Below are 9,859 nucleotides of genomic sequence, written 5' to 3'. Positions count from 1 at the left end.
GCTTTTTTTGCATAGACGCGGCTTCCCTTGCGGCCGTTAAGTGCTATGTCAAGGCCATCGACAACAAAACGTTTTTTTACCCGATCAATTTTTCGCATGCTTGTGTTCAGGACTCGGGATATTTCTTCATTGATTGATCGGTTATCTTGATATTTTCCCTCGTCACAATCAAGTAAAATCAATGCATTCAGCACCTTCTGTGACCTGTGTTTTCCTTTGGAAGAAATTTTTTTCAACTCAGAACGCTCATCCTTGGTCAGTGTCACTGTAAACTTCTTCATGCTCAATCCTCCATGGTTGATTATGAAGAATAATACCACTTACAATACGACATTACAAGATTGACATGACACTAGCCTACGGTCAAAAATCACTGGAAATCTCAATTGATAAGGAATTCAAATGAAAAAGTGTCAGTCCAGGTCATTTTATAATCAGTCTAATGTGATTTTTGAAATACGCCTGATAAAACAGGCCCAATCCCCAGACTCACAAATAACAGGCTGAGTTTCATACGTAATCAGAAAAACAATTGTTCACAGGTAATAAAACCACGGAGTTGAAGCTCCTGTGGCCGGTTGCTGGACTCAGATTGTGTTGATTGTTGCCCTGTCAAGAAAATCGGGAGTGACAATCAGTTCTCTTTCGCCATCTTTTTCTTGATAAATCAGGATATCTTCCGGCCTTACTGAAGTGGAATATATTGTTCCGCCTCCCAGATCCTTATCCTGCCACCGTTTGCGGAACCAGTTCACCTTTCTGTTGCTGATTGTCCAGCAGAACCCTCTGGGGCTGTCGGTTATGGATCCCCGATAAGCGATTGCTCCATCTCCGGGGAGTGGCTGGCCCAGGGAGTAAAAGAGTTCCCGGTTGCATTCACTGAACAGATCATACCAGAGTGTGAAATGACCGTCGGCCAGAAAGGAGCCGTTTTCCCTGTAGTAAAGGTTGAGAACCGTTTTTTCAAGAGCATTATCGGCTCTGAATGCATCGAGGTTATTTCGGAGAAATTGAAGATGATCCAGGGGATGGAGACTCTTCAGGGCCTGGGGAGTTGATTCGGCCCGATCCAGGTTTCTACGGATTTCCATAACCTTTTCTTTTCTCATAATTTCATGCCGCTTCTGCATGAGTTTATTTGAAAATGATCCGGGAAAGTCTTCGGGCGGATAAAGAAATTTCAGGTGTGTCAGGTTCCATTTCATTGCCATAATCCTATGAGTAGTTAATGTCGGGAAGCCAGGGAGAGCCAGCAGTTGGCAACATCAAGCATTCTGTTGGCGTAGCCCCATTCATTATCAAACCAGCAGAGCAGTTTCAATAAATTGCCATTGCTGACCCTGGTCTGGGTAGCGTCAAAGATTGAGGACCTGGAGTCGGTATTGAAATCTACAGATGCATGGGGTTCTTCGGTATAACCGAGCAGTCCTTTCAAAGTTGTACAGGCACTGTTTTTAATGAGATCATTGACTTCCTGTACATTCGTTTGTTTTTTTACATTGATTGCCATATCCATAACCGAGACATTAATGGTCGGGACGCGAAGATGAAGGCAGTGAAATCTGCCAGTCATTTCAGGCATCAACCGTTCAATACCCTTGTCCAGGTTTGTTTCCACAGGAATGATGGAATGGAGAGCACTACGGGTCAGCCGCAGGTCGGTATGGTGATAATTGTCGATGACCGGCTGATCATTCATGGCAGAATGAATTGTAGTAGTGACCCCGTTTTCAATACCGAATTCCTGGTTGAGCAGATGGAGAATCGGGACAATACAGTTTGTGGTGCATGATGCATTGGAAACAATGGTATGTCCCGGCTGCAACTGGTTCTCGTTATAACCATAAACGATGGTAGCGTCTATATCGGGTTTGGCGGGGTGGGAAAAGAGGAGACGTTTTGCACCTCTTTTTATGTGTTGTTCCGCCTTCTTTCGGTCGGAAAAGGAACCGGAACATTCAAACAGCAGATCCACATCCAGTTCTTTCCAGGGAAGAGCCGCGGGCGTTTTCTGATGAAAAATCTCAATCTTATCCTCACCCACGTAAATACTGTTTTCGTCATGCCTGAGGGGATAAGGAAAACGGCCATGGGTGGTGTCATATCGTGTCAGATAGGTGAGGGTTTCAATGTCGGCTGGTTCATTTATGGCGACAATTTTGAACTTCGATCTGTATGGACTGGAATATATGGCCCTGAGAACACTCTGGCCGATTCGGCCGTAGCCGTTGATTGCGACTCTGTACATTTTACATGTCATTTTTGTTGGTTCTGGTAAAATATTGACAGGAAAACTGCAATGAAAAAACTGAAGAGTTATCAATACTCAAGTTTTATGAAGAGTACAACACTGTTTTCCTGGAAGAAATCATGGGCACCCCGGCGTTTCAGGGTCTCTTTTGTCCGCATTGGTAAGTTGTAGTGATTAAAAGAGTCTGCAAAAATCAGGGCACCTGTGAGCAATTACATCTGTTTTGCAGGATACGGGAGAGAGCAATGGAACGCAAGGGTAGAACGATTATTAATACAGGGGATGGAAAAGGTAAAACTACTGCGGCCCTTGGCACAGTTTTCAGGGCTCTGGGCCATGGCCACAGGGTTTGTGTGATTCAGTTTCTCAAGGGCCAGGGAAGATATGGTGAACGGATTATGGCTGAAAAGCTGGAGAATCTGGACTGGTATATCTGTGGCAAAGGGTTTGTCTTTACAAAGGAAAATATTGAAGATGACAGGAAGGTTGCCAGAGAAGGATTTGAGATGGCAAAAGAAAAGGTGGAAAGTGGGGAATATGATCTGATTGTTCTGGATGAAATTACCTATCTGCCCATGTATGATTTCCTTGAGGTAGAGAAAATAATCGAACTGATAAAAAACAAGCCTGAGAATCTGAGTCTTATTCTGACGGGACGGGGAGCCACGCCGGAACTGATGGAGGTTGCCGACACGGTGTCTGAAATCAGGGTTATCAAACATGGGTATGAACAGGGGATCAAGGCTCAGAAGGGGATTGAATTTTAAGGTTCATTCTGGATTGGCGGGCGTTTTTGACGCGGCAGGATTTTCCTGAACTCTTTGATTAAGAAAAGGAGAGATATGTCTGATATGGGTGCGTTGAAGGGTATAAAAGTGCTGGATCTGTCAAGAATGCTGCCGGGACCATACTGTTCCATGATACTGGCTGATCATGGCGCTGAGGTTATTGCCGTTGAGAGCAGAAGATTCCAGGGGGATGGTCTTTTTTTCAACGATCTGAACAGGAACAAACGCCATATGTCCCTTGACCTGAAAAACAGCAAAGGGCTGGAAATTTTTTTTAAGCTGGCCGAAAAGACGGATATTATCATCGAGGGATTCCGACCCGGTGTGGTCAAAAGGCTCGGTGTGGATTATGAGTCGGTTAAAAAAATCAATCCATCCATAATCTACTGTTCAATTACCGGGTATGGTCAGAGTGGGCCCCTGGCCAACCGGGTCGGCCACGATATCAACTATCTTGCCCAGGCCGGAATACTTGATCTTATCGGTCCGGCAGATGGTGCACCGACGGTTCCGGCAGTCCAGCTTGCGGATATAGCCGGAGGCAGTCTGCAGAGTGTTATCGGAATCCTGATGGCTCTTTATGCCCGGGAAAAACATCCTGAAAGAATTGGCCAGTATATTGATATTGCCATGACAGACGGAATGATCGGATTTCATGCTTTACCGTATTTCCTGGTAAAACAGACAGGAAAGGCCCAGAAACGTTCCAATACCATGTTGTCCCACAGGTATGGCTGTTATAACACCTATGAAACCGCCGACGGCAGGTATGTGGCAATAGGAGCGGTTGAAAACCGTTTCTGGAAAAAGCTCTGTGAGGTTCTTGGAAAACCTGAATATGGAAAAGCCCAATATGATGAGAATGTCAGGGAAGAGATTATTGCCTGGCTGAGGGAAACTTTTCTGAAAAAACCATTAAGCAAATGGGATAATCTGTTGTCAGATCTTGAGGTTTGTTATGCTCCTGTTCAGACAATGGAGGAGGTGTTTGAAGATGAACATTTTCTTGAACGTTCGCTGGTGATAAGAAATGAATGTGTTGATGGTTCAGAACAGGTGAGCCTTGGACTTGCTGTAAAGCTTGGTGGATCACCGGGATCATTGAGAACCGGGCCGCAGGATTTCGGGCAGGGGACTTCTGAAATACTGCAGGAGATTGGCTACGGGGCCGAAGAGATTGAGGAGATTTACCGGTTGGGTGCTGTATAATACCAACCTGATTGTAATTGCTCACAGGTGCCGCAGATTTTTGCAGGCTAGTCTAACGTAATGTCTGCATGAGCGGGTAGGCGATGCTGTAGAGACAAGGCCGTATCTGATTGGTTCGCATTTTTGTAGAACTTGAATGCGGAGCAAACAGCAGCTGTTTTTCTTTGATCCTGTTTTTTATATCACCCGGGGGACATTATAGCCTCGTACAGTGCCGGGCATCATAATCATCCACCGTTGCTTTACTCCATGAATCAAGAGTCTGGTAGACAAAATCCTTGAAACGACGGGAAGCATGGCACTGTATTCAAGCATAATAAGAGCTTCTTAAATTCCTATCAGTTCTTTTAACCAGACGACACTGTTGGGATACACCATATAATGTGGTGATTGGAGATAAACGGACATCCCTTTAGCGTGAATTTACCTTGTGTCCTGGTCATCCTTGCTTTATGCCTGAAAGAGAACCTCAACCTCGCCGAATCTGAGGCGGGTTTCGCGGTCCGGGGGCAGGAGTTTCGGTTTGCCGGGTTGGAGTTTTTCGTCGTCAAACCAGGTGCCCAGGCTGTTTTCCAGGGCCTCGATATAGAATCCGTCCCGGTTGGTCAGCAGGCGGGCATGCTGCCGGGCCACGGTGGGATGGGACAGAAAAAGGCTGTTTGCCGAAGCCGACGAGCCGATTCCGGCATAACGGCAGATAAAGACGTAGCGCAGCCTGTTCCGGAAATCGTCGTCCCGCTCCAGGGTAAAGCTGTCCAGCGGGGTCTTACGCACCATTTCCTGCACGCTTGCGCTTTGCAGTTTGCGGGCATACTCATTGATATCGCTTGCCTGGCTGCGCAGTTCGCGCAATTCCCGGCTGGCAGACAGGTCGCGGTATTCGTGGAAATCCAGGCGAAACACCGTGCCCAGCACAATCCGGGTACCGTTGTAGAGCGGATGATCACTAAAAACAGATATGCCGTTGACCGTGGTGCCGTTTGTGGACTTGCAGTCACTGAGCAGAACCTGTTCCAGATCGTCAATGGCAATCGCGCTTTGCCTGCGGCTTATTTTGCGGCTCTTTTTCTTGTTTTTTGCGATATCGGCAGGCAGGAATTTGGTTACAATATCCACCTGGTTTGCCTTACGGCCCAGGGTGAATTCCGTGCCGGAAAACAGTCGCACCATGGTCTGTCGGTCTTCGTTATCCGGGTCAGGAGCAAGCCACAGCCCGTTGTGGCGGCCGAGTTCCGGCTTAAGCACCTGCCGGGGCAGAGTGTCCGGTGGCGGCGCGTCCTGGTCAAATTCTTCCAGCAGCCGGGTAATATCCGGGGCAAAGACCAGTTCAAGCTGCAGCCACTGCGGGTCAGCGGCGCTCTTGCCGCTCCGTATAAGGCCAAGGTCGGCGGCGGCCCCATTTTTCACCAGGATATCAACATCCCGGCCGCCCTGCACTCCATCGGCTGCGAGCGCGCCGCCATCGGCAACTACAATCTTTATTTTGCCGCCCTCTTTTTCCGGGAAGACAGACAGGGTGCCGGCGGCAAAAAAGGCCACCGGAACTTTCCTGTTCAGCAGGAAATGGCCTTTGATATTCAGGGCGTAATGACCGCCGTCCGGGTCAATTTTAAAGGTCAGGACATTGATATCCACACTCTTGCCCCTGGCCAGGAGCAGTTCCCTGGAAAAGGGAATCTCCGGCTCGCTGATGAGCTGATCACAGCTTATGGCAAGATCAAGATAGGTAATGGCCTGGTCGTTTTCCCGGTTGCGAAAACGCAGGGGAATAACGCCGTGGGTGCCCGGAGCCAGGTCGAGCAGGCAGATTTCCAGGCTGACCCGCTCAAGGTATTGCTCCGGCCTGAGCATGGGGCCCCAGGCGGGATGACCGCAGTCCGGGCAGTACAGCTCTTCCGGCTCCAGCGGTTGGCCGCATTGCGGATTGGAACAGGTGTGGATATGCTGGATCATGACGTTTTGTTCATTTTGATATTCATTTTTCTCTGTTCGATATTCTGCGGTTCAATTTTTTTTGACAGCTCCCACTTGATGGTTCCCATGCCGGAGAGTGGGAGCGATGGAAGTTCCCGGCTGATGGTCACCTCGGAGAGAAAACGCTGGCGCACCTCCGGGTTGTTCACCAGTTCGGGCAGGATCAGCTTCAGGGCATAGGTTTTATTGAGATCTTCAACTTCAACCAGGTACATCTGCCCCATGCCGCCCCTGCCGAGCAAACGGATAATCCTGAACTGGTTGTTGATGGAATCCCCTTTTTGAAAGGTGATATCCGCAGCCGTTACCAGCTGGGTTTTTTCCCCGCCCCGGTAAACCCAAGCGCTTCCCCGCACTCTTTGCACCTGAGCGCATCATCAGGGTTATTAATGCCGCATGCTTCACATTTTTGCATGGTTTATACAGCTCAGGAGATTGATTGAAGGGAAAAAATACGCATCTTTACAACTTTATTATTTTCAGATGAAAAAGACAATAGCCAGGAAAATTTTTGCAAATACAGACCTCGTAAAAGTTGGATACTCTTTCAACATAAAATCAACAAATTAAATTAAAATTGGCCAGCTGGAACTCTATCTAAGGCGGGCTTTGCCCGCAACCCAAATTTGATGCATGTACAGGTAGGAGCCCGCCCCTGCGGGCGATAAACTCCATAGTACCGGCAACGCTCACTCGCCCGCGGGGGCGGGCTCCTACGGAACAAAGCCGTTTCAAGTTTTTCATGGTTCCCATGCTCCGGCAAGGGAGCCATTGTTAAACCAATCAACATGCAATCGTAATCTGATTGCAATTATTGCTCTTCGTTGTTATCATTAAAATATGAAGGCAAAGCATCGTAAAATACTCAAAGCCATTTTCACAGATCCAGTGAATGGCAATATGGAATGGAGTAAAATCGAATCTCTTTTCGGAGCTATTGGTTGTCGTACAATTGAAGGGGCGGGTTCAAGTGTTACTTTTGAAAAAAATGGTGTGCGTGCATATTTTCACAGACCGCACCCTGATAAAGCAGCTCTGAGGTATCGAATAAAGGCAGCCCGTGAATTTCTTACGAAATTAGGAGAAACACCATGAAAGGTATGAATTATAATGGTTATTTTGCAAAAGTTGAATTCGACCCCGAGGATCATATTTTTGTAGGTCGAATAATTGGTATCCGTGATGTTATCAGCTTCCATGGAGAATCGGTCACAGAGCTTGAAACAGCTTTTCATGAAGCAGTTGACAATTATTTGGCTGCTTGTAAAAAACTCGGACAACAACCGGACAAACCATATTCCGGTAATTTAATGTTAAGAGTTCCTGCGGAAATTCATGCTGCTGTAGCCTCTGCCGCAGAGGCCAGTGGAAAAAGTATCAATCAATGGGCGGCAGGAGTTTTGGATAAAGCCAGTCATGCACACTAACATCTCCATGTGTAGTGTTCAGACTTGATCTTACAGCTTCGGCGCTGCCGGTTATGGATGATGCAGAGCATCCGGATTGTTACCTTAACCTGCACTTCAGGCGTTAAACCAACTGGGACAAAAATGTCTTTGCCGGTACAATAAGTGGTCGTTTGGCGCTGAAACAGTCGGCTTCGATATAGTCAAGATCTATGGCCACCTGCAGGGCATGTCTGGCCCCTGTTTTTTCCTGAAACATTTCCAGATGGCGGCTGAGTCCGGCTCTACCGGACGATTTAACCTCCACCAGCAACCAGGGCCGAATGGAAAAACAGAAATAGAGTTTATCCATCTCTTCGGCCAGGGAACTGATCTCCTGCAATCCTGTCATATCATGGTTTCCACCCCGGGGCGTGAAAACCGGCAATATCACGAGCCGTTTTTTCCCCGACTCCGGCCAAAGCAGCAAATTCCGGCCAGCGGGAAACAGCCTCTTCCACTTCCTGAAAGATTATATCCGCACGTTGAGGCGTAATACCTGATTGGGCAGCCAGTTGCAAAATCAGTTTCTGCTCCGGCTGTAAACCTTCACCGAGGATGGTGGTTGTGTGTTCCCCGCCCGGCCCTCTGGAAAATGTCAGATCATAGGCCGGGGCCAGAGACCAGCTCCCGTTGTGATCATCAAACAGAAATGAAAAATTTTTCACATGATCGTCGCGGTTATGGGCCATAACATTAAAGATCATCAGTCGACAGGCGGCTTCAAGATCCTGATTATTTCTGGTTAACAGGCTGGTTGTTTTTAATAAATCCGTATAATCACTACCCGGCACCCGAAAGTTCGCCTGAACAAGGTTGCCAAAGGTGTGTATATGATACCGCCTGTTCCCCGGCCGGCGGTCAAAGCGCTTTATGCCAAAAAATCGTTCCCCTTTGTCAGTAGTAAAGAGGCGGGTTTTTTCCATTTTGATTCCCGCTGCACAAGCCATCCTGGCATAGGCGTACTCCACAGGACCCGCATCATCTAGATCTTCGCGGCTAGAAAATTTGATAATCCAATGTTCAAAACCCGGCGGAATATCACCCTCCCCGGATATAATATCTCCGGTATCAGAATTAAATCCGACAAGAACCTTTGGCCTGGCACCACCGGGACTCCCGCCGGCACGGATAAGCTGAGGCAGAATTTGATCAGCCTTTCCGGCATACACCAGCATCGCCTCCTCTGCAAGATCATGCAGATCCGGAAGGCTTGTATCACTCTCTCTGCTGAGTGCCGGATGATAGGTGAGAGCGCCCATGGTTTTGTTTCCGAGAAAGAGTAAGCGGTCAAGGATGGATACAGTCACAGGATCAATGTTCCGGCTGCGAAAACAACGATCCATCAGCAGCAACCCCCATCCATCGGGCAGGGAGTCGTCAAACAGGCCAAAAACAGGACCGAAACCATGATCCCGGTGACAGACAAGGCCTGGCCGCAAGGGCAGGGTGAAGGGGGATAGTTCAAGCCCGTGGGCAAGCCACTGGTGATTGTATTCAAAATAGATCAAGCCATCTTTTTCAGCAAGAGTCCCTACCGGCAGAGATGTTGAGGGATCTTTGCTGAAACGAACCTCTATTTCACGATAGCCTGTTGTCATTATCAGCGCCTTATGTCTCAATTCCTGTCATAAAAAACGGGTTAGCGTAGACTCTGAGAAATTTTTCAGGTCCAGTAGGAGCCCACCCCTGTGGGCGATAAGCTCAATCATGCCGGTAACGCCCAATCGAATCGCCCGCAGGGGCGGGCTCCTACCTGTTTTGCAACAAATTTGGGCTGCGGGTAAAGCCCGCCTTAGACCCTGCCCCGCCTTGGAACCGGACTCTCTGCACCGGCTTTTAATTCTGCCAGACTTCTGGCCTCCGGCGGCTGGAAAAGAGTGTTAAATTCCTGAAGGCATCCCAGGGAATGGGCAAGGCGCAACAGATTTTTCAATGAAATTTCACCAAGGTCCTCAAAACGTTTCAACGACCCCTCACTCACCCCGGAACGAGTGGCCAGAGTTTTTCGTTTGTATCCCGCAGATAAGCGAAGGGTTTTTAAACGAAGAGCCAGTTGCTTCTGCATTTCATTGGGGGTAAGGAGTGCTGGTATCATAGTATTCCCTGACGTGAATGTATGCTATAGCTAACATATTACCCGTTAGGTGTAAAAATAGCAACATAAAGACCATATATTGGCCATTATGTAA

Annotated in this window: 13 protein-coding genes; 5 read left to right on the top strand and 8 right to left on the bottom strand. The window is 48.0% G+C overall.

The features are described 5' to 3' along the window. The 3 genes from ACXLDX_RS02320 to ACXLDX_RS02310 form a co-directional block, all read right to left on the bottom strand. On the bottom strand, positions 1-281 hold a 281-nt coding region (locus ACXLDX_RS02320; RefSeq protein WP_457575579.1), incomplete at its 3' end, for a helix-turn-helix domain-containing protein. 306 nt (positions 282-587) lie between these two features. After that, entirely contained in the window at positions 588-1,205 is a 618-nt protein-coding gene (locus tag ACXLDX_RS02315) for a hypothetical protein (RefSeq protein ID WP_457575578.1), read from the bottom strand. A gap of 20 nt (positions 1,206-1,225) precedes the next feature. Beyond that, entirely contained in the window at positions 1,226-2,248 is a 1,023-nt protein-coding gene (locus ACXLDX_RS02310) for a type I glyceraldehyde-3-phosphate dehydrogenase (RefSeq protein ID WP_457575577.1), read from the bottom strand. 51 nt (positions 2,249-2,299) lie between these two features. On the opposite strand from ACXLDX_RS02310, the gene ACXLDX_RS02305 reads away from it, so the two are divergent. From ACXLDX_RS02305 to ACXLDX_RS02295, 3 genes are all read left to right on the top strand, one after another. After that, positions 2,300-2,422, top strand: a complete 123-nt coding sequence (locus tag ACXLDX_RS02305; RefSeq protein ID WP_457575576.1) for a hypothetical protein — start codon at positions 2,300-2,302, stop codon at positions 2,420-2,422. A 74-nt stretch (positions 2,423-2,496) separates the two neighbouring features. After that, positions 2,497-3,018: a cob(I)yrinic acid a,c-diamide adenosyltransferase gene (gene cobO / locus ACXLDX_RS02300; protein WP_457575575.1), complete on the top strand. Its 522-nt coding sequence runs from the start codon at positions 2,497-2,499 to the stop codon at positions 3,016-3,018. Positions 3,019-3,093: 75 nt separating this feature from the next. Next, entirely contained in the window at positions 3,094-4,248 is a 1,155-nt protein-coding gene (locus ACXLDX_RS02295; protein ID WP_457575574.1) for a CaiB/BaiF CoA transferase family protein, read from the top strand. A 450-nt stretch (positions 4,249-4,698) separates the two neighbouring features. Here the strand turns inward: ACXLDX_RS02295 and ACXLDX_RS02290 are convergent, their stop codons facing one another. Then, positions 4,699-6,201 (bottom strand): FHA domain-containing protein, encoded by a 1,503-nt coding sequence (locus tag ACXLDX_RS02290; protein ID WP_457575573.1) that lies wholly within the window; start codon positions 6,199-6,201, stop codon positions 4,699-4,701. After that, on the bottom strand, positions 6,198-6,578 hold the full coding sequence (locus tag ACXLDX_RS02285; RefSeq protein ID WP_457575572.1) for a hypothetical protein: 381 nt from the start codon (positions 6,576-6,578) through the stop codon (positions 6,198-6,200). Before ACXLDX_RS02285 ends, ACXLDX_RS02290 begins: the two co-directional genes overlap by 4 nt. A 484-nt stretch (positions 6,579-7,062) precedes the next feature. On the opposite strand from ACXLDX_RS02285, the gene ACXLDX_RS02280 reads away from it, so the two are divergent. Together ACXLDX_RS02280 and ACXLDX_RS02275 are read left to right on the top strand one after the other, a co-directional pair. After that, a complete protein-coding gene (locus tag ACXLDX_RS02280) occupies positions 7,063-7,317 on the top strand; it encodes a type II toxin-antitoxin system HicA family toxin (protein WP_457575571.1) in 255 nt (84 codons plus the stop codon). Next, a complete protein-coding gene (locus ACXLDX_RS02275; protein WP_457575570.1) occupies positions 7,314-7,649 on the top strand; it encodes a type II toxin-antitoxin system HicB family antitoxin in 336 nt (111 codons plus the stop codon). Before ACXLDX_RS02280 ends, ACXLDX_RS02275 begins: the two co-directional genes overlap by 4 nt. 103 nt (positions 7,650-7,752) lie before the next feature. Here the strand turns inward: ACXLDX_RS02275 and ACXLDX_RS02270 are convergent, their stop codons facing one another. The 3 genes from ACXLDX_RS02270 to ACXLDX_RS02260 form a co-directional block, all read right to left on the bottom strand. Then, positions 7,753-8,019: a hypothetical protein gene (locus ACXLDX_RS02270; protein ID WP_457575569.1), complete on the bottom strand. Its 267-nt coding sequence runs from the start codon at positions 8,017-8,019 to the stop codon at positions 7,753-7,755. A gap of 1 nt (position 8,020) precedes the next feature. Further along, on the bottom strand, positions 8,021-9,268 hold the full coding sequence (locus ACXLDX_RS02265; protein ID WP_457575568.1) for a type II toxin-antitoxin system HipA family toxin: 1,248 nt from the start codon (positions 9,266-9,268) through the stop codon (positions 8,021-8,023). A 194-nt stretch (positions 9,269-9,462) separates the two neighbouring features. Beyond that, on the bottom strand, positions 9,463-9,765 hold the full coding sequence (locus ACXLDX_RS02260; protein WP_457575567.1) for a helix-turn-helix domain-containing protein: 303 nt from the start codon (positions 9,763-9,765) through the stop codon (positions 9,463-9,465). Positions 9,766-9,859: the final 94 nt, after the last annotated feature.

The organism is Desulfomarina sp., from assembly GCF_054039375.1.
The sequence above is the reverse complement of the archived record's forward strand: the minus strand, read 5'-3'. Positions and strand labels throughout refer to the sequence as shown.